Below are 18,511 nucleotides of genomic sequence, written 5' to 3' on the forward strand. Positions count from 1 at the left end.
GGTTCTTCTCCTCGGGGCTTGTTGTCGTCGTTCGAAGCGCGACGCTCAGCGCTCGCTGATGGCGCGCAGGTTGTCGGCCGTGTAGAAGCCCGAACGCATGCGCGGGCCGGTCGGCTCGGTGAACCAGCGGATGTCCTTGCCGACGCCCACGGTGTGCGTGTCGAAGACGTAGCGGCCCTCGGCCAGGTTGTTCTGCACCATGGCCATCGCGTCGCAGGAGCCCGTCTCGTACACCGGGATGAGGAAGCCCTCGCGCATCTTGGCGAGCTTGTTCTGCCCGTCGAAGTCGTCCATCAGCAGCGGCGCCCAGCTGTCCTCGTCGAGGTAGACGGTGCGCTTGGGCGCCGAATGGCGCATGCCGGCCTTGACGGTGGCCTCCACCACCCACACGCGGTGCAGCTCGTAGCGGCGATGCGACTGTGCGATGAAGTCGTCGCGCGCCACGTCCTCGAACTTGGCCTTGAAGTCATAGGCGCCGAAGGCGTTGTAGGGAACGTAGATCTCCTTCTTGCCCACCAGCTTCCAGTCGAAGCGGTCGAGCGCGCCGTTGAAGACCTGCGGTTCGTCCAGCGTGTACTGGTTCTCCATGCCGATCTGCGGGGAGTCGTGCGAGTAGGTCGGCATGCGGCGCACGCGGCGCTGGCCGGGGAAGTAGTAGAAGGTCTCGTTCTCGGCCTGATTCATGTACTGGGTGATCGCCAGGGCCTGCCCGGCCAGCGCGGCGGGCGAGGTGTAGCCGAAGTACACATAGAACTCCACCGGCGGCAGCGAGGACAGCTGCTGCGAGCCCTTGGCGCCCGAGGGAATGAACACCGTCTGCTCCGAGTCGGCGCGGATCCACTCCGTGCTGCCGCGGCGCGGCGAGACGGCGGTGATGGTGCCCTTGTAGTCGACGCCCACGCCGCGGTAGCGCATCTTGGAGTTCCACATCGCCTCCACGCCATTGGAGGGCAGGGGGAATGGATAGCCCGGCACCGTCGCCTCCTTCAGGCTCCAGCCGTCGTCGTTGAGACGGGCGGTGCCCACGTTCTTGCGCGTGTTGGCGGCCACGAAGTCCGGCACGCCGCAGGTGCGGTGCGACGGATAGACGTCCATGCGGTAGTCCTTGCGCTGCTTGAGCATGGCGACCTGGCCGGCCGAGAGCTTGTCGGCGTACTTGTCGACGTTGGCCGCATCGATGGTGAACAGCGGCTTCTCGTCCTTGTGCTTCCAGAAGTCGCGCCGCAGCTTGCCCCACTCCCAGCCGGCCAGCGGCGGCTCCGCGCCCTGCCAGGCGGGAATGCTGCCGTCGGCGTTGCCTTCGCGCTGGGCGCCCGAGGGCGTGAGCTTGTCGAGCTGGGCCGCGTCGGGCGCGGCCATGGCGGAGAAACCGGGGCAGAGCAGGCCGGCGGCGATGGCCGCCGCCAGGGCGAAAGGGCGAAGGGTTCTTGCACAGTGCTGGGTCATGGGAACTCCTGAAAGATGAAGAGGCGAGGTGTGTGGATCCGGATCGCCCGGACCGTGACCGGGCTGCGCCGATGCCCGCTTTACCAACCGGCAGTGGGGTCTTTGGACTATCGAAGGGAGGCGGCGCTGGCCGTTATCCGAGATCGGCATCTGCTTGCGGCCACGCGATCGCGCCGCTCCCGGCGTGGCTGCACGACGCCGCACCACGCCGCAACGCAACGCACCGCAATGCGGTGTGTCGTGGTGCGGGTCGGGTAGCGGAGGGGGGTGGATCAGCCGGTGCTGCGACGCAGCGGCAGCATGCGCCGCAGCACGGCGTCCTTGCGCACGAAGTGGTGCAGCAGCGCGGCCCCGACGTGCAGCACCACCAGCGGCCAGGCCAGCCAGGCACCGATGAAGCTGTGCACCGCCCAGGCCGCATCTTCCAGCTGCGCCACGGAAAGGTCGAATGCGCCGCGAATTGCGGCTGCGAAGGCGGTGTCGCGGCAGGCCAGGATCACGAACAGCCCGAAGTCGGTCGGGTCGTAGGTCGTCATGTAGCCCGACAGCGGCATCAGGATCAGGATGGCGTAGAGCGCCCAGTGCGCCGCGTCGGCCGACCAGCGCTCCAGGCGCGAGCCGGCGACATGCCGCGGCACGCCGCCGGCGATGCGCCACACGAGCCTGGGCAGCGTGAGAAAGCCGATGGACAGGCCCAGCACCCAATGGATGTTGAGCAGCGGCACGACCCGTTCGGCATTGGGTGTGGTGCCAAAAAGCGCCGGCTTGATGCTGGTCTGCGGATCGACGAACCAGATCACGTAGTACACGACCACGTAGGCAGTGATGAAGGCCGCGGCCGTGGCCCAGTGAAAGAGCATCGAGGCCCGGCCCCAGGCGTCGATCGTGTTGCGCCAACCCATGTCAGGATTCCTTGTCTGGTGCATTGTGAGGCCGGGCCTCAGGCCGGCAGCAGGACGGTGACGACCTTCTCCTCGGTGTACGCCAGCGCGCCGGGCAGCCCGCCCTCGCGGCCGATGCCGCTGGTCTTGAGGCCGCCCCAGGGCAGGTTGGCGTCCAGCGGACTCCAGCAGTTGACGCCCACGGCACCGGCCTTGACGCGCGCGGCCACGCGGTGCGCCCGCGCGAGCTGCGTGGTCCACACAGTGGCCGCCAGCCCGTAGGACGAATCGTTGGCCAGCGCGATGGCTTCCTCCTCGGTGTCGAAGGGAATCACGGTGCCCACCGGCCCGAAGATCTCCTCGCGGGCGATGGTCATCCGGTTGGTGGCCTCGGCGAAGATGGTGGGCTGCACGAACCAGCCCTTCTTAGGCCGGGAGACGCCGCCGGCCAGCAGCACCGCGCCTTCGTCCTGGCCGAGCTGGATGTAGCGGTTGACGCGTTCGAACTGCGCCTTCTTGGCCACCGGCCCCATCTGCACGCCGGCCTGGCGCGGGTCGCCGACAGTGACGGCGCGGGCGGCCTCGGCCAGCGCCTGCGCGAAAGGCTTCGCGAGGCTGCGCTGCACCAGGATGCGCGAGCCCGCGGCGCACACCTGCCCCTGGTTGACGAAAAGTCCCATGGCGCAGCCGCGCAGCGCGTCGTCGAACGAGGCATCGTCGAACACGATCTGCGGGCTCTTGCCGCCGAGCTCCAGCGTGACGCGCTTGAACAGCGGCGCGGCGATGCGCTGGATGGCGCGGCCGGCCTCGGGGCTGCCGGTGAAGCTGATCTTGGCGACCAGCGGGTGCTCGCACAGCGCGCGGCCCACCACGTCGCCGAAGCCGGTCACCACGTTGATGACGCCATCGGGAAAGCCCGCTTCCTGTGCCAGCCGCGCGAGGTGCAGGGCGGACTGGGGCGTTTCCTCGGCGGGCTTGACCACCACGGTGCATCCGGCGGCGAGCAGGGCGGCGAGCTTCCACACGGTGATCATCAGCGGCGAGTTCCACGGCACGATGGCCCCGACCACGCCTACCGGCTCGCGCAGCGTGTACGACAGCGTGGGCGTGCCCATGTAGCCCCCGGTGGGCACCGTGCGGCCTTCGAGCTGGTTGGTCCAGCCGGCGGCCGCGCGCAGGTTGGCGACGGCGTTGGGCACGTCCATCATGCGCGGCTCCATCGGCGAGCGGCCGATGGCGTTGGCGTCCATGTCGGCAAGCAGGGCCGTGTCGCGCTCGACCAGGTCGGCAAGGCGAAGCAGCAGCTGGGCGCGCTGGCCCGCGTGCAGCCGGCTCCAGGCGCCGCCTTCGAGCTGGGCATGGGCCGCAGCCACGGCGCGGTCGACGTCTTCGGCGGTGCCGCGCGCGGCGCTGCCGTATTCATGTTCGTCCACGGGGCTGACAAGGCGCATGCGTGCGCCGTCAGAGGCTTCGGCGTGGGCGCCTTCGATGAAATGCTTGAGGTTCTGGGTCATGGTGTCTGCGGATGTTCGAGCGGCCGCAGTGTCCGGGAGGGCGCCGTGCGGCGTTAGCCCAAATCAGCAACGGTGCGCGACAACGACGCACCGCAAGGGTGCAGTTGGCTTGCGGCATGTGTGCACGATTGTTGCTGTGAACAAATCAAGCAAGCAGAAGATCAGCTTCGCGGCGGGATCCATCGGGTTTCCCCTGTCTGGCGTCAGGCATGAAAAATGCAGAATTTTCCCTATCTGAGAAAAGTGCATATCTGTTGATCGACGCAGCCCTTCCAGATCGAGGACTCCGCACCATGAACCGAAGCATCCACCACTTCCAGGACGTGCATGCGCATGCCGCATCAGTCGCTCATTGGAGCCAGCTCGTCTACAGCCAGCTCGCGTCGGGCGCACTGGAGAGCTCGCTGCAGCAATTGTCCAGCGAACACTGCCACGCTTTTCGCGAGCGCATCAACAAGCGCGTTGTGCAGCAGGGCGAAGCACCCCGCGACAGCGTGTGCTTTGCGGTCCCCATCTCCATGCCGGGGACCGTCCGGATGCAGGGGCGCGATGCGGACGGCAGCAGCCTTTACTTCCTGCGCGGCGGCGAGGAGTTCATGTGCCACATGCCCACCGGGATGGACCTTCTGTCCATCGCCTTCGACCGAGCCTTCTTCGACGCCACGCTCCGGGAGGTGCCGTTCGCCGACGACATCGCCCGGCTGCTGCGCCAGCCCGTCATCAAGGTGCCGCAGCAGCGCTTCGTCGAATGCCGCCAGCGCCTGCTGGCGATATTCTCCGAGGCCCTGGTCAACGATGAGATGAGCGGCACGCCCGCGCGGCAGGACGAACTGGAACACGCGCTGCTGGGCGAGCTGCTGCGGCTGGTGATGGATCCGGCCTGCGACCGGCACCAGCGCAGCGGCAGTTCCACCCAGGACTTCATCGTCGAGAAGTGCCACCGGATGGCCATGGCCGAGACCATGAGCGCCCCCAGCGTGATGGAGCTGTGCGAGCGCTTGCAGGTCAGCCGGCGCACGGTGCAGAACAGCTTTCGCGCGGTGGCGGACACCACGCCGCTGAGCTACCTGCGCTCGGTGCGCCTGAACGGGGTGCGGCGCGCCCTGATGGGCAGCCGCGCCGGTGACCTGACCGTGGGCGATGCGGCGGGGCAGTGGGGCTTCTTCCACCTGAGCCATTTCGCGGCCGAATACCAGGAGCTTTTCGGCGAATTGCCGTCGCAGACGCCGCGGGCGGCGAAGTGGCATGACGCCTGAGGAAGGCGTAAGCGTCCGGATTGCCGATCCGGGATACCGCTGCGCACGCATGCCTTCCTAGACTGCCCCTCTCGGCGGCCAGCACTCTGGTGCACGGCCTTCTTTCTCTCTCCCCGCTGCACGCGTCCGCGCGCGGCATGCATTGCGACGCACCATGGAAACGCTGACCCCCGCGATGACGCCTGCCCAGGAAACGCGCCCCCCTCACGCCACCAGCCTGCGCCGCGGCACGCTGAGCGCGGGCTTCATCACGCTGCTGGTCATCTCAGCCGCGAGTCCACTAAGCGTGGTGGCAGGCGGCTTCCCAATCGGGATGATGCTGGGCAACGGCGCCGGCACGCCGGTGCTCGTGCTGGTGGCCCTCGGCCTGCTGCTGATGTTCGCGACCGGCTACACCGCCATGGCCACCTGCGTGACCAGCGCCGGAGGCTTCTATGCGATGGTGGCGCGCGGCCTGGGCGGCAGGGCGGGCGGGGCGGCGGCCATGGTGGCCGTGTTCGGCTACGTCACGCTGCAGTTCGGCCTCTACGGCATGCTGGGCGCGGTGGCGTCCGAGACGCTGCAGGCGCAGTTCGGCCTGGCGGTGCCGTGGTGGGCCTGCGCCTTCGCCGCCCTGGCCAGCGTGGCGGTCTTCGGCTACCGGCAGATCGACTTCTCGGCGCGGGTGCTCGCGGGCTTCGTGGTGGCCGAATACCTGGCGGTGCTGGCACTGGACGTGCTGATCCTGTCGAAAGGCGGCGCCCACGGCATCGATGCGCACTCCTTCACTCCCGAGGCCTTCACCAGCGGCAACCCCTTCATCGGCCTGCTGTTCTGCTTCGCGGCCTTCATCGGCTTCGAGGCGACCACCATCTACAGCGAGGAGGCCAGGGACCCGAAGCGCAGCATTCCGATCGCCACCTATGCGGCGCTGCTGCTGGTGGGGGGCTTCTATTCCTTCTCGCTGTGGTGCCTGGTGCTCGGTGCGGGCAGCGACCGGGTGGTGACCACCATCACCGGGCTGGCCGATCCGACCAACCTGCTGTACCTGCTGTCGGACACCTATGCGGGCCATGGCCTCACGGCGCTGCTGCGCCTGATGTTCATCGCCAGCATCTATGCGGGGCTCATCGCATTCCACAACTCCAGCGCGCGCTATTTCTACGCGATGGGCCGCGAGGGGTTGATGCCCGCTCGCCTGGGCTGGACGCATGCGCGCCACCGCAGCCCGCATGTGGCCTCGGTGCTGCAGACGGTGCTGAGCGCCGTCGCGGTGGGCCTGTTCGCGCTGCTGGGCGCCGACCCGGTACTGACCCAATTCGCCTGGCTCAGCAACCTGGCCACGCTGTGCCTGCTGGTGCTGATGATCGCGACGGCCGTGGCGGTGGTGCGCTTCTTCCGGGCCGACTCGCACGGTTATGGCCGACTACGGATCCGCGTGCTGCCGCTGCTGGCGTGCGCGGGCTTGCTGGTGGTGCTGGTGCTGGCCGTCGGCAACTTCCATGTGCTCACCGGCGCGAGCCGGGGTATTTCCGCGGCCCTGGTGGTCACCGTGCTCCTGGCCGCGGCGGCCGGCTGGCTGGCCGCATCGCGGCTGGCGAGACGCGATCCGCAGCGCTTTGCCGCGTTGGGCCAGGACCGCGGCTGAGCGCCGGCGTGGCGCCCGTCAAGCCGATGAAGCGCGCAGCCATTCCTTGTGCAGGATCGCGTACTGCATGGTGTTCTCGTAGATGGGCTCGCCCTGCGCGTCGTTCTGGAACGAGATGAACTCCAGGAACAGCCCTTCGGCGCGCATGCCCAGCTTCTCGCACAGCCGCCGGGAGGCAGCATTGTGGTCCTCCACGTAGGCATAGAGCCGGCGGGCGGCGCGGGCAGTGAAGAGATGGGCGAACAGCGCCGAGGCTGCCTCCTGGGCGTAGCCCCTGCCACCGAAACGCGGGTTGAGGTTCCAGCCGACCGAGAAAGTGTCTTCCTCCTGCATGGCGAACAGATCGCCGATGAGCTGACCCGGTTCCTGGAGGCACACAGCCACGTGCTCGCCGTCGGTACTGCGTCTTCGGGCCTCGGCCCGCGCGGCTTCGAGGTCCGCGAGCGCGAGCGACAGGAAGCAGCTCGCGGTCGGTGCATGCAGGTAGTCGAACAGGTCCGCCGCGTCCTGCTCGCGAAAGCGCCGGAGGACGAGCCTCGGCGTGTGGATGGGTTTCTCAAGGTCAAGGGGCATGGTCTTTACTTGCGTCCTGTCTCAGGTGTCTGTGCCTCGGGGATCCGGCACCGCCGCGGGCCTCGATCAGGTCCACGGATGGTGCCCGACAATGAAGGGCGCCACGCCTTCGCGTGCCCGTACGATTTCTTGTTTCACGACCGCAGCCTTCCCAGACGATGAACAGCCTTCGCCGCATGCTCGATGTCCTCGATCTCTTCCGGCCCGACCAGCCGGTCATCGACGTCGAGATCATCTGCAACCAGCTCGGCTACACGCCCGCCAGTGCCTACCGCTACCTGCGCGAACTCGGCGATGCCGGCCTCCTCGTGCGCCTGCCCCGCGGCTATGCGCTGGGGCCGCGCATCATCGCGCTGGAGCACCAGATGACCGACTACGACCCGGTGCTGGTGCGCAGCCGCGATCTCGTCGAGAAGCTCGTGGCCGAGACGGGCCTGGATGCCGTGATCAGCGAGTGGTACGGCGACTCGGTGGTCAACGTGCTGATCCGGCGCGGCCCCGACCCCGGGCCCGTGGGCGGAGGCCGCGGCCGCCCCATCGACCTGTTCCACAGCGCGACCTCGCGCGTGGTGCTGGCCTACCTGCTGCCGAGGCAGATCCGCCGCGTCTTCGATGCCCATGCCAGCACGCCCGAGGGGCAGCAGCAGGGGCTTGAATGGAAGTCTTTTTCCAAGGGCCTGCTGGCGATCCGCAAGCAGGGCTACTGCATCAGCGAAAGCGAACTGCATCCGGGCCGCACGGGCGTGGCCGCGCCGATCTTCGACGAGAAGCAGCGTGTGCTCGGCAGCATGACCCTGGTGGGACGCAACGAGCGCTTCAGGGCCTTCCAGGAAAGCTACCTGTGCACGCTGGTGACCACCGCCGCGTCGGAGCTCACGGCCCGCATCGCCCAGCAGTAGGCGAAGCGGACAAGCCGTGCGCGGCACGGCCGGTTCACAGCGAGGCCAGCGCCTCGCCGAAGACATCCAGCGCGCGGTGCAGCAGCCGCCTCGAGATGGTCAGCGACGGCATCACGCGCATCACGTTGCCATAGCGCCCGCAGGGCACCATCAGCACGCCGTGGCCGAGCACGTACTCCATGATCCGGCCGACTTTCTCCGGCGCCAGCGGCTCCTTGGTGGTGTTGTCCTCGACGAGCTCGATACCGATCATCAGGCCCTTGCCGCGCACTTCGCCCACGTACGGGCTCTGGAAGCCGCGCACCCGTTCCTGCACCTCCTGGCCCAGCGCTTCGGCACGCGGCATCAGCCCCAGTTCGGGGTCGTGCAGGATCTCGAGGTTGGTGAGCGCCACCGCGGCCGACAGCGAGTTCGCCGCGAAGGTGTTGGGGACCGAGCCATCGGGAATGCGCGCGGCCAGGTCGCTGCGCATGGCGATGCCGGCCATGGGAACGTCGCCGCCAATGCCCTTGCCGAAGGTCAGCATGTCGGGCTTGACGCCCGTGTGCTCCACCGCCCACATGCGGCCCGTGCGGCCCGCGCCGCACTGCACCTCGTCCACGATCAGCAGCGTACCACTGCGGTCGCACGCCTTGCGCAGCAGTTGCAGGAACTCGGGTGAAGGCGGCACATACCCGCCTTCGCCCTGCACCGGCTCCACGATCACGGCGGCCACGTCGTCGGCGGCCGTGTAGGGCGTGTTCAGCAGGTAGTCCACGTATTCGCCGGCGATCTGTTCCGCCGACTTGTGGGTGGTGTCGAACGGGAAGCGATAGGCGTACGGGTAGGGCGCATGGATCACGCCGCCCATGAACGGCCCGTAACCCTTGCGGTAGGCCGTGCCCGTGGTCAGCGCATTCGACGCATGCCACACACCGTGATAGCCGCCGTGGAAGGCGATGATCTGGTGGCGGCCCGTCACGCGCCGCGCGAACTTCACCGCCGCTTCGAGCGCATCGCTTCCGCTTTGCGCGAAGAAGGTGATGCAGTCGTCGCGCAGCCCTTCGGGCATCAGGGCCGACAGGCGCGCGGCCAGCTCGGTGCGGCGGGTGCTGTTGACCTCCATCGCATGCATCAGCTGCTGCGACTGCTCGACGATCGCTTTCTGCACCTTGGGATGGCAGCGGCCCACGCTGCTCACGCCTACGCCGGCCGACAGGTCGATGAAGGTGCTGCCGTCAGGGTCCTTGAAGGTGGCGCCGAAGGCGCGGTCCATCACGACCGGCATGCGGCCGCCGCCGCGCGCCATGGATTCGGTGCGCGCAGACAGCGCCAGGGCTTCGGCCGCGCGCGGTCCGGGATAGGGGCCCGCAACCATCTTCGGTGCGTCCGGGAAGTGCAGGGTTTCAAGAATGGATTCGATGTCGGTCACAACATGCCTCGTTGAGTCTCTGGGTGCTTGAGTGCTGGCGCGTTCAGCACGCCGGCTGCAGTCATGGTTGCATCGATCACCGGAGTCCGTTAGCCCGAATCGGCAAGTCCGCTGCCCTGCCGATGGCCCGCAACGCGCCCCGCAGCGCTTGCCGATTTCGGCTACTTGCACCCGGCGGGATTCGCAATCATTGCGCCCATTCCCGACACAACACCATCCATTCATCCCGTGAAAAAAACTTCAGACGGATTCAACATCAAGCCAGGACTCCCATTGAGCCGCGGTCTGACTTCGCCCGCGGCGCTTTCTGCAAAAGGCCTGCCGCACGACGACTACGACGTGGTCGTGATCGGCGCCGGGTTTGCCGGCCTGACGGCGGCCAGAGAGCTGGGCCTGAGGGGCCTGCGCGTGGCCATCATCGAGGCGCGCGATCGAATCGGTGGCCGGACCTTCACCGCGGAGCAGGACGGCCAGAAATTCGAAGTCGGCGGCACCTGGGTTCACTGGGGCCAGCCATACGTTTGGAATGAGCTGCATCGATACGGGCTGGACACCACCGAGTCCGTCAGCGGCACGGCCGATTCGATCAGCCTGCTGACTGCCGAGGGTCTGGTGACGGACTCCGCGGAAGCGATGGGCAATGACCTCGACGCAGCGCTGAGCGCGTACTGCAATGTGGATGGAGCGAACGGCCGGATCGCATTCGCGAACCCTCATGTCGATTCCACCAACCTGCTGTCGGACTTCGATGGCCAGAGCCTGGCGGATCGATTCAGGGACATGCCCGTCTCCGGACGGCAGCGCGACCTGCTGCTCTCGTTCATCTCCATGAACGCCGCGACCGATCCCGCAAAAGGCGGCCTGTATGACCAGCTGCGCTGGTGGGCGCTGGGCGACTACTCGGCGGACTCGCTGCTCAAGCGTCTGGGGCGCTACAAGATCGCGAAAGGCACGTCCGCACTGGCGCTTGCGCTGCTGAAGGATTCGAATGCCGATCTGGCGCTCGGAGAGCCGGTCTCCAGCATCGAAACGGTGGAAGGCAAGGTCCGGATCCAGGCGAAGAGCTTTTCCGTCGGATGCAAGGCGGTGATCGCCGCGGTTCCTATGAACGTGTTGAGCGACATCGACTTCGTGCCGAAGCTGCCGGAGCCACGCTCGGCTGCACATCGCGAACGACATGTCTGCGCGGGCACGAAATTCATCGCCCGTGTCGATCGCAATGTCGGCGCGTGGGTCGGCTTTGCGCCTTATCCCAATCCGCTGACCATGGTGGTTGCCGATCGCGAGGTCGACGGCAAGTCCGTCCTGGTCGGCTTCGGGCCGGACGATGCGGTCGACCTTCGGGACATCCGCGTGGTCGAAGCAGAACTGCGCAAATTCATACCGGAAATCAATGTGCAGGAGGTCGTTGCGCACGATTGGACGCACGACCCGTATGCCAAGGGAGGCTGGACCTGGTTCTCGCCAAACCAGACCTCCAGGGTTTTGGCAACGCTCCAGACCCAGGCACCGCCGCTCTTTTTCGCCAGCACCGATTGGGCCACCGGCTGGAGAGGATTCATCGACGGCGCGATCGAGGACGGGATTCGAGGTGCCAGGGATGCACTCGAATTCTTGCGGTCGCAGTAGCAACAAGAGTCCCAAGAGCTCACGATCCGACACACCATTTTTCAAAGGAAAACAAAGCAATGACACTGGAACAGGCCATCGAAAGACTTCAGAGCTTGTGCCGCCAAGGCGACGCTCGTTTGCTGCAGCAGGAGATGTTCGCGCCGGACGCGAGCGTCAGCGGCGAGGGCGCTCCCGGCATCACCGTGGGTGCCGACTTGCTGCCAGCGCTCACGGAAATGCTCAAGATGACGCCCAAGCTCTCGATTCGCTCCGTGCGGACGATGGAGCTCTCGGAAGGCGCGGCGGTCACCTGGCTGGAGTGGACTTCCCCGCCGGCAGACGGGCCGGCCGGCGAGGTGATCGCATTGCGATCTCTCACGGCCTGGCGCAGGCAAGGGGCTTCCTGGGTCATCGCGGCCGACATGTATGGCATGGGCGATTTCGGTACCTCCTAGGCCGGCGGCCAGACCCCTGATTTATGTGCAAGGAGCATGCGATGTCTGAACCAGCGAGTCCGCCAGCGGAACACACGGGCCTCAAGCGGGATGCGATCGGTTGGTTCGGCATCTTCCTGATGGTGATCACGACGAATGGTCCGCTGACCTCCATGGGCGGCGGTGTACCCGTGAGCATCACGCTGGGCAATGGCATCGGCCTTCCGGGCTCCTACGCCATCGTCTGTGCCGCGTATCTGCTCTTCGCCGTCGGCTTCTGCGCCATGAGTCCCCATGTGGAGAACGGCGGAGCCTTCTACGCCTACATCACCAAGGGCCTGGGCACCATTCCGGGCATCGGGGGCGCATGCATTGCGGTGTTGTCGTACATCGCGATCCTGCTGGCCTGCTATGCGATGCTGGGGCACTTCGTCCACATGGCGATGGCTTCACTGGGCCTTGACGCGCCTTGGTGGGCCTGGGCAATGGGCTGCGCCGTGGGCGCACACCTGCTTTGCGTACGCGGCATCGAGTTCAGCGGGCGGCTGCTCCTGATCCTGATGCTGTCGGAGGTCGGCGCCATATTGTTGGCGGACCTTCTCGAAGTCTTCAACCTGCTGCTCGCCGGCCACGCGCTGTCCTTCGCGCCGTTCTCGCCGCAGGCCGTGTTCACCCCCGGGTTCGGGCCTTCGCTGATCTTCGTCGTCGCATCGTTCATGGGTTTCGAAACCGCGGCGATCTACTCGCAGGAAGCCAGAGACCCTCGACGCTCGGTGCCTCGAGCGATGTACCTGTCGATCGCATTCATCGGCATTCTGTATGCGGGGTCCATCCTGCTGATGCTGAACCATTTCGGCCTCTCGCAGGCGGTGGTCGTGGCAACAAGCGACCCCGGCGGCATGTGGCTGTCGATGTTCTCGACCCTGGCCGGACCCACCGCAGCCAGGATCGGCGCGGTGCTGGTCATCACCAGCCTCTTTGCCGCCGTCCTGAGTTTCACGAACGTGCTGGCGAGATACTGGCACGCGCTCGCCGTCTGCGGCCTTGTCTGGAGCCGGCTGTCCCGCACGCACCACAGGCACAGATCCCCGCACGTGGCGTCCGCCGCAACGCTGTGCATATCGGTGATGCTGGTTCTGCTGTGTGCAATGGCGGGCCTGGATCCGATGCTCCAGGCCCTGCCCTGGGCGAGCGTCCCGTCGGCGATCGGCGTGTTGACCTGCCAGGTGCTCGCCGCGCTGGCCGTCATCGCGTTCTTCCGGAAGCATCCGATGAAGGTCTCGCGGTGGCGATCGCTGCTTGCACCGGTGATCAGCGCGGCCGTGCTGACGTTCTTCCTGTGGCAGATGATCACCCACGTCCAGCTCCTGTCAGGGCTGCCGGCCGGCCCGAGCTACGCATTGGCCTTCAGCGTGCTGGCAGCCGGATTGCTGGCGGCGATCTATGCGCTCCATCTGCGCTTCCGATCTCCGCAGCGGTTTGCGCAGCTGTCATCGCTGGTCCGGCTGCAGTGATGCCATGCCAACTGGGTCCGAAAGGAACTTATAGATCAGCGTGATGAGCATGCGAATGATGAACTCGAGATCGATCGATAGCCGACCAGTGTGACTGTGGAACGCACCCAAATGTCGGCGCACCTCAAAACACGTGCCGGATCCCGAAGTCGTATCCCGTAGACCGGCTCGGTGCGTAGCCCGAACCACCCGCCGCACCGGTCGACAGATAGGGCGCAGTTCCGGTGGCGGCGCCGATGATCGCGGCATTGTTCTGCGCATCCTTTGCCCGGATCCAGGCAACCGTTGCATACAGTGTGGTCCGCTTTGAAAGGTTATGTTCGAATCCGATCGCGAGCTTGCTGACGTAAGCGTCGCGACGCGGCATGAATGGCGTCGCCAGCGGCCCCAGGTCGTTGTCGAACTTGACCCGGGAATAGGCTGCTTTGATCAACCCGGGGCCCACCGGAACCGTGACCCCGACGAGACCACCGTTGTACTTGTCGACGTCGCGGGCGATGAGCAGGGCCCCCAAACCAGATGGCGCTGTCGTGGTCGACTGATCCCTGACCCGCGACAGTTCACCGAAGAGTTTGACAACCCCGAAGTTGTAGGAGGCTCCGAGATTGAACGTCTTGATCTTTTCGTTCGCTCCCACGCCGGTGGGGAGTCCGAGCGCATTCACGGCAGTGGCATCCGCCGCGGTGCTTTGCCCATAGGCCACAGCGACATCGAGAGGTCCGGAGGCATAGCCGAAACGCCCGCCGGCAAACTGCCCTTTTCGTGTCGGGCTTCCAGGCAAGCCGCTCTGCGCAACGTTCTCGTGCAGCGCATATTGCAGCTGGCCGTAAAAGCCACCGAGGTTGGGCGGCAGGAAGTAGCCGATGCTGTTGCTGGCGCGCAGGTAGTTGTCGGAAGCCGCGACAGCGGAACCCGGTCCCCTGGCGATGGCCAGATTCGTTCCTACCGTGGATACGACGTTTGCCCCGACGCCGATCGTGCTGAACGGACTGAACACCGAGTCGTTCCAGAAGGTCGGCGTGAAATCGCGCCCGAGCCGGACTTCACCAAAGCCGCCGGAGAGACTCATTGTCGAGCGACGCGAGAAGCTGGTCAGTCCGCCAGCACCCGAATCGTTGGCGAGTGGAGATTCAAGCCAGAAGCTGGCGGCCAGGCCTCCGCCCAGGTCTTCGGTTCCGCGCAATCCCAGCCGGCTGTTCGAGTTGGCGCTATTGGACAGGACCGTTTGAGTGCGGGTGACCGCATTGCCATTTGCGGGGAGCGGCACGATGCGGCCGGAGTCGTTGTAGAACTCGCTTCGAGCTGTGTAGTGACTGATGGCAGCGTCCACAACGCCAAAAAGCGTCACGGACGATTGGGCGGAAGCAGCGGCGGCAGAGGACAGCAGCGCTGTTGCCACGAAGGCGGTCTTCATGGATGTCTCCTTTTTCTGGTGGTCGGAAAAAACAAGAGGGACGTCACTCGGGCTTGAAGCCCGCGCTTTTCAGGAGGTCGGCGCTCTGGGTTACGTACCCTGTGATGTACCGAGCGAATTGGTCCGCGTCCTGGCTCACGGGGTCGATGCCCAGGCCCGCGAATGCGCCGGATCTGGTGAGCTCGTTGACCGAGGCGTTGATCGCCTTGTTGAGAAGTTGCACGCGCTCCGGTGCCGTGCCCTTCGGCGCCCAGACGCCGTACCAGGACGCATAGGTCAAGCCGGGCAACCCGCTTTCTTGCGCTGTCGGTACCTCCGGCGCGAGCGGACTGCGTTTCGGCGAGGTGATCGCGACGGGCTTGACGCGGCCGGCTTTCGCCAGCGGCAGCACCGAGATCATCGAGTCCAGCATCAGCTGCACATGGCCACCCGCGACATCGACCAGCGCGGGCTGCGTGCCCTTGTAGGGAACGAGGCTGAAGGTGACGTTGCCCTGCTTGGCCAGCAGAAGCGTGGCCAGGTGGCTCGGCGCGCCAGCCGCCGGGATCGCGGCCGTCCACGTCGTCTGCTTCGCGGCGGCGAGCAGTTCCGGCAGCTTCTGCACTTCGAGTTGCGGCGCGATCACCAGCATCAACGGCGCCTCGGCGACGCGTGCCACGGGGGCGAAATCGACGACCGGGTCGTAAGGTGCGTTGCTCAGCACCTGTTTGGCGAGGACATGGGTGGCCGCCGAGAACAGCAGCGTGTAGCCATCGTTGGCCGCTGTCTGCACTGCCTTGCCGCCAAGCACACCGTTCGCGCCGGCGCGGTTCTCCACGATCACCGAGACACCGAGCTGGGTTTGCAACCTGTTGGCGACCAGCCGAGCCGTAGAGTCGACCCCGCCGCCTGCGGCAAAGGGAACAATGATCCGGATCATTCGATCCGGGAACTTGGCAGTCTGCGCGCCCGCGGGTGCCGCAAAGATCGCAGCGAGGGCAATCAGGCTTGGGATTTTCATCACGTCTCCAGTTCGTTTTGGTTTTGGGTTGGTCACGGCGAGATCTCCTCGAGCGCTCGGTTGGCCGTCTCGACCATGCGCTGCGCCGCGAAGAAGCCGGCCACGTTGGCCAGCGCGAACATCAGGAAGACCGTCGCGATGCCATGGGAAGTCAGGACGATCCCGACGATGGCGGGAGCGGTAGCCGATGCCACGCGCAACCACGATGTCGCCAGTCCGGTTCCGATCGCGCGCATCCGGGTCGGGTAGATCTCCGGCGTGTAGAGATAGAGCAGGACGGTGGTCGTTCCCATCACCGCGTAGGCCGTGGACGCCAGCACCACCACCGACCAAGGGCTGCCGGCCCCGATCGCGGCGAGGAGGCCCAGCAACAGGCCACTGACCAGGAAGCTGGAGGTCGCCCATCGGCGCCGGCCGACGCGATCGACCATCAAGGCGCATGCCAACACGGCGCAGGTACTGAGAACATTCGTCAGGGACGCCATGCGCAGCGACTCCTGAAGCGGCAGGTGATAGACCGTGCGGTAGAGCGTGGGCAACCAGTTGTTGATGCCGTTGGCCACAAAGTAGGAGGATGCCCACAGCACCCAGACGACCAGCGTGCGCGGTCGGTACAGCGGTGAGAACAGTTCCTTCCACGATCCCTTTCGGGTGTTGGCCAACCCGGTCTCGAGGGCGGCAACGCGCGCCGCGACCTGGTCCTTCTCTCGCGTGATGTCCAGGCTCCTCTTCGTGGTGCTCGCCTCGATGCCGGCGATCACGCGCTCGGCGTCGGCAAATCTTCCCTTCGAGGTGAGCCAGCGGGGAGATTCCGGCAGACGCGCCATGAAGACCAGGATGAGCAGCCCCGGGATGCCGCCGGCGAGAAACATGTATTCCCAGCCGAAGCGAGGCACAACGAATGCGCCGACCTGGGCCGCCGCGAGCAGCCCCAAAGGAAAGATCAGTTCATAGAGGATGAAGAAGCGGCCGCGTCCCTTCGCCTGGGAGAGTTCGTTGATGTAGGCGGCCGCGATAGGCACCTCGCCGCCGACGCCGATCCCTTGCAAAAAGCGCAGTGCAAACAGCACGTCGAAACTGCCGGCCGTCGCGCATGCGATGCTCATCACCGACATGAGGGCCACGGTCGCGGTGACGCTCGGCACCCGGCCGTAGCGTTCCGCGAGCCATCCGAACAGGAGAGCACCGATGACCTGACCCGCGTAGCCAGAGGCGATCAGCATGCCCACCTGCAGGGGCGAGAGGTGCCAGAGCCCGATCAGGACCGGCAGCACGAACGCCAATGCAAGCGCATCGAACGCGTCGAAGAAAGTGGCGCTGCCCATGATGATGCGGGCCTTGGTGTGCCAGCGGCTGAACGGCACGTTCTCGATGCGAAACAGCAGTCCGGCAGCCTGTTGAATGGCGCCCCCGCTCTGTCCCGTCTGGGTCGAATCGACTGTCATCTTGTCTCCGGAATCTTTTCTGTTTGAGTGTTGGAGCGGCGGATCAGGGCGGCGCGCCTGCCAACCCGGGGCCGTCTCGCCGGATATGCCGGCGCACCATCACGTCCAATGTCTCGTCCAGAGACTCCGCATCGACGCCGCGGGTAATGAAGACGATCCGCGTACGCCGGTCCGGGCTGGGCCAGGCCGCAAGAAATTGCGGCGGTGCAAAGAGGTGCTGCACGCCGTGGATGACCATGGGGCGATCGGGCTCGTCGGCAAGGTGCACCAGCCCCTTGACGCGCAGCAGGTCCTCCCCGCGCATCGCGATGACCATGTCCAGCCAGGCGGAAAACGCAGCGCGCGGCAACGCGACGTCGCGAACCACCATGAACGACGAGATGCCATCCCTGTGCCGTGTGGCAGGCTGCGCGGCCTGCGCTGCCGGCCTGTAGAAAGGCGTGTCGCTCACATCCTCATTGCTGCCTGAGGCCGTGCGAACGAGATGAGCGAGCAAACGCAGCTGTTCCTCACGGCTGGTACGCCAAGGCGCCGCGGCGTTGATGCCACGCACGCGCTCGAGCAGGGCCGTTGGAGGTGCTGCGGCTTCCAGCAAATCTGTCTTCGTGAGGAACAGGTCATCCGCGATCGCGATCTGCCGAACCGATTCCGGGTGACGGTCCAGCGTCCCCATGGCCAGCACCGCATCGACGGTGCACACCAGCCGACCCAGTGCGAATCGCGCGCGGATTCCGGCGTCGCCCGTCAGCGTACGGATGATCGGACCGGGGTCGGCCAAGCCGCTGGTTTCGATCAGCACATGGCGCAATGGGCGATCCGTTCGCGCGACGAGCCGGCCCAGCGCGTCGACAAGATCACCCCGTACGGCACAACACAGGCAGCCGTTGGCGAGCAGCAGGGTGTCGTCATGGGCTTGCGCGATCAGGTCGTGGTCGATCCCCACTTCGCCGAATTCGTTGACGATGACGGCGACGCCATGGAGCTCAGGCTCGCGCAGCAGCGCGTTCAGCAGCGTGGTCTTGCCGCTGCCGAGGAAACCCGTGAGCACGGTCACCGGCACCCGGGCGGCAAGCGCTTCAGGCTCGGCCAGCAAGGAGGAGAAATGTCCGCCCATGGTCAGCCCCGCGCCTTGGGTCCGTGCAGCTCTGCGAAGGAGCGCAAGGTCTTCTCCAGCCTGGGCAGGAGCCATTCGGCCACCGCCGCCGAGAGCTGGTCGTTGCGAGCGTCTTCCAGAATCTGGCGCAACGGTTGCGACGGCATCCCTGCCTTCTGCAGGTCACTGAAGAAATCGATCACCTCCGCAATGCCTGACCGCAGGCCGTTGTCTTCGAGGTAGCCGACGATGTCGAGTTCGAAGTCATCGAGCCGCAGGCTGATGCCGCCTGTGCCGCAAGCACAGGCACCGCCCAACGCCACATGGAGCATCGACAGTTCGCTCCACAGCGACAACAGGCGGTCGGCGCGCTGCGAGACCTCGTCGGCCATG

The 18,511-nt window shown here is 66.2% G+C and carries 16 protein-coding genes; 6 read left to right on the top strand and 10 right to left on the bottom strand.

Going from position 1 to position 18,511, the window contains the following annotated elements; genetic code table 11:
- Nucleotides 1-45: 45 nt before the first annotated feature.
- The 3 genes from ACAM57_RS33585 to ACAM57_RS33595 form a co-directional block, all read right to left on the bottom strand.
- On the bottom strand, nt 46-1,446 hold the full coding sequence (locus ACAM57_RS33585; RefSeq protein WP_369662529.1) for a DUF1329 domain-containing protein: 1,401 nt from the start codon (nt 1,444-1,446) through the stop codon (nt 46-48).
- A gap of 272 nt (nt 1,447-1,718) precedes the next feature.
- Nucleotides 1,719-2,348, bottom strand: a complete 630-nt coding sequence (locus ACAM57_RS33590; protein ID WP_369662530.1) for a cytochrome b — start codon at nt 2,346-2,348, stop codon at nt 1,719-1,721.
- 38 nt (nt 2,349-2,386) lie between these two features.
- A complete protein-coding gene (locus ACAM57_RS33595) occupies nt 2,387-3,841 on the bottom strand; it encodes an aldehyde dehydrogenase (protein WP_369662531.1) in 1,455 nt (484 codons plus the stop codon).
- Nucleotides 3,842-4,134: 293 nt separating this feature from the next.
- Here ACAM57_RS33595 and ACAM57_RS33600 point away from each other — a divergent pair, with 293 nt between their 5' ends.
- Both ACAM57_RS33600 and ACAM57_RS33605 read left to right on the top strand, forming a co-directional pair.
- Complete coding sequence (locus ACAM57_RS33600; protein WP_369662532.1) at nt 4,135-5,097, top strand: helix-turn-helix domain-containing protein; 963 nt, start codon at nt 4,135-4,137, stop codon at nt 5,095-5,097.
- A gap of 154 nt (nt 5,098-5,251) precedes the next feature.
- A complete protein-coding gene (locus tag ACAM57_RS33605; protein WP_369662533.1) occupies nt 5,252-6,724 on the top strand; it encodes an APC family permease in 1,473 nt (490 codons plus the stop codon).
- An 18-nt stretch (nt 6,725-6,742) separates the two neighbouring features.
- On the opposite strand, the gene ACAM57_RS33610 is transcribed toward ACAM57_RS33605, so the two are convergent.
- Nucleotides 6,743-7,297 (bottom strand): GNAT family N-acetyltransferase, encoded by a 555-nt coding sequence (locus tag ACAM57_RS33610; protein WP_369662534.1) that lies wholly within the window; start codon nt 7,295-7,297, stop codon nt 6,743-6,745.
- A gap of 158 nt (nt 7,298-7,455) precedes the next feature.
- On the opposite strand from ACAM57_RS33610, the gene ACAM57_RS33615 reads away from it, so the two are divergent.
- Nucleotides 7,456-8,196, top strand: a complete 741-nt coding sequence (locus tag ACAM57_RS33615) for an IclR family transcriptional regulator (protein WP_176666459.1) — start codon at nt 7,456-7,458, stop codon at nt 8,194-8,196.
- 34 nt (nt 8,197-8,230) lie between these two features.
- Here the strand turns inward: ACAM57_RS33615 and ACAM57_RS33620 are convergent, their stop codons facing one another.
- Nucleotides 8,231-9,553, bottom strand: a complete 1,323-nt coding sequence (locus ACAM57_RS33620; RefSeq protein ID WP_369662909.1) for an aspartate aminotransferase family protein — start codon at nt 9,551-9,553, stop codon at nt 8,231-8,233.
- Nucleotides 9,554-9,880: 327 nt separating this feature from the next.
- Here ACAM57_RS33620 and ACAM57_RS33625 point away from each other — a divergent pair, with 327 nt between their 5' ends.
- Genes ACAM57_RS33625 through ACAM57_RS33635 form a run of 3 tightly spaced genes read left to right on the top strand, consistent with a single transcriptional unit; the run spans nt 9,881 to nt 13,166 of the window.
- Nucleotides 9,881-11,236 (top strand): flavin monoamine oxidase family protein, encoded by a 1,356-nt coding sequence (locus ACAM57_RS33625; protein WP_369662535.1) that lies wholly within the window; start codon nt 9,881-9,883, stop codon nt 11,234-11,236.
- A 59-nt stretch (nt 11,237-11,295) separates the two neighbouring features.
- A complete protein-coding gene (locus tag ACAM57_RS33630) occupies nt 11,296-11,673 on the top strand; it encodes a nuclear transport factor 2 family protein (RefSeq protein WP_369662536.1) in 378 nt (125 codons plus the stop codon).
- A 41-nt stretch (nt 11,674-11,714) separates the two neighbouring features.
- A complete protein-coding gene (locus ACAM57_RS33635) occupies nt 11,715-13,166 on the top strand; it encodes an APC family permease (protein ID WP_369662537.1) in 1,452 nt (483 codons plus the stop codon).
- A 124-nt stretch (nt 13,167-13,290) separates the two neighbouring features.
- Here the strand turns inward: ACAM57_RS33635 and ACAM57_RS33640 are convergent, their stop codons facing one another.
- From ACAM57_RS33640 to ACAM57_RS33660, 5 genes are read right to left on the bottom strand one after another with little or no spacing between them, the layout of a single operon-like run.
- Nucleotides 13,291-14,580, bottom strand: a complete 1,290-nt coding sequence (locus tag ACAM57_RS33640) for a porin (RefSeq protein WP_369662538.1) — start codon at nt 14,578-14,580, stop codon at nt 13,291-13,293.
- A gap of 43 nt (nt 14,581-14,623) precedes the next feature.
- Nucleotides 14,624-15,580, bottom strand: a complete 957-nt coding sequence (locus tag ACAM57_RS33645) for a Bug family tripartite tricarboxylate transporter substrate binding protein (RefSeq protein WP_369662539.1) — start codon at nt 15,578-15,580, stop codon at nt 14,624-14,626.
- A 32-nt stretch (nt 15,581-15,612) separates the two neighbouring features.
- The gene (locus ACAM57_RS33650) at nt 15,613-17,025 is read right to left on the bottom strand and encodes an MFS transporter (RefSeq protein ID WP_369662540.1); all 1,413 of its coding nucleotides are present in this window, start codon (nt 17,023-17,025) and stop codon (nt 15,613-15,615) included.
- A gap of 43 nt (nt 17,026-17,068) precedes the next feature.
- Nucleotides 17,069-18,139 carry a GTP-binding protein gene (locus ACAM57_RS33655; RefSeq protein ID WP_369662541.1) on the bottom strand — a complete coding sequence of 357 codons (1,071 nt, stop codon included), beginning with the start codon at nt 18,137-18,139 and terminating at the stop codon, nt 17,069-17,071.
- Nucleotides 18,140-18,141: 2 nt separating this feature from the next.
- Complete coding sequence (locus ACAM57_RS33660) at nt 18,142-18,510, bottom strand: hypothetical protein (protein WP_369662542.1); 369 nt, start codon at nt 18,508-18,510, stop codon at nt 18,142-18,144.
- Nucleotide 18,511 lies beyond the last annotated feature (1 nt).

The organism is Variovorax sp. V15, assembly GCF_041154425.1.
Taxonomy (GTDB): domain Bacteria; phylum Pseudomonadota; class Gammaproteobacteria; order Burkholderiales; family Burkholderiaceae_C; genus Variovorax; species Variovorax guangxiensis.

Coding starts and splice junctions, on each gene's coding strand:
- ACAM57_RS33605 (WP_369662533.1), top strand. CDS start 5,252: ATGGAAACGCTGACCCCCGCGATGACGCCTGCCCAGGAAACGCGCCCC.
- ACAM57_RS33615 (WP_176666459.1), top strand. CDS start 7,456: ATGAACAGCCTTCGCCGCATGCTCGATGTCCTCGATCTCTTCCGGCCC.
- ACAM57_RS33645 (WP_369662539.1), bottom strand. CDS start 15,580: ATGAAAATCCCAAGCCTGATTGCCCTCGCTGCGATCTTTGCGGCACCC.
- ACAM57_RS33620 (WP_369662909.1), bottom strand. CDS start 9,553: ATGGTTGCGGGCCCCTATCCCGGACCGCGCGCGGCCGAAGCCCTGGCG.
- ACAM57_RS33650 (WP_369662540.1), bottom strand. CDS start 17,025: ATGACAGTCGATTCGACCCAGACGGGACAGAGCGGGGGCGCCATTCAA.
- ACAM57_RS33630 (WP_369662536.1), top strand. CDS start 11,296: ATGACACTGGAACAGGCCATCGAAAGACTTCAGAGCTTGTGCCGCCAA.
- ACAM57_RS33590 (WP_369662530.1), bottom strand. CDS start 2,348: ATGGGTTGGCGCAACACGATCGACGCCTGGGGCCGGGCCTCGATGCTC.
- ACAM57_RS33600 (WP_369662532.1), top strand. CDS start 4,135: ATGAACCGAAGCATCCACCACTTCCAGGACGTGCATGCGCATGCCGCA.
- ACAM57_RS33595 (WP_369662531.1), bottom strand. CDS start 3,841: ATGACCCAGAACCTCAAGCATTTCATCGAAGGCGCCCACGCCGAAGCC.
- ACAM57_RS33635 (WP_369662537.1), top strand. CDS start 11,715: ATGTCTGAACCAGCGAGTCCGCCAGCGGAACACACGGGCCTCAAGCGG.
- ACAM57_RS33660 (WP_369662542.1), bottom strand. CDS start 18,510: ATGGCCGACGAGGTCTCGCAGCGCGCCGACCGCCTGTTGTCGCTGTGG.
- ACAM57_RS33655 (WP_369662541.1), bottom strand. CDS start 18,139: ATGGGCGGACATTTCTCCTCCTTGCTGGCCGAGCCTGAAGCGCTTGCC.
- ACAM57_RS33640 (WP_369662538.1), bottom strand. CDS start 14,580: ATGAAGACCGCCTTCGTGGCAACAGCGCTGCTGTCCTCTGCCGCCGCT.
- ACAM57_RS33610 (WP_369662534.1), bottom strand. CDS start 7,297: ATGCCCCTTGACCTTGAGAAACCCATCCACACGCCGAGGCTCGTCCTC.
- ACAM57_RS33585 (WP_369662529.1), bottom strand. CDS start 1,446: ATGACCCAGCACTGTGCAAGAACCCTTCGCCCTTTCGCCCTGGCGGCG.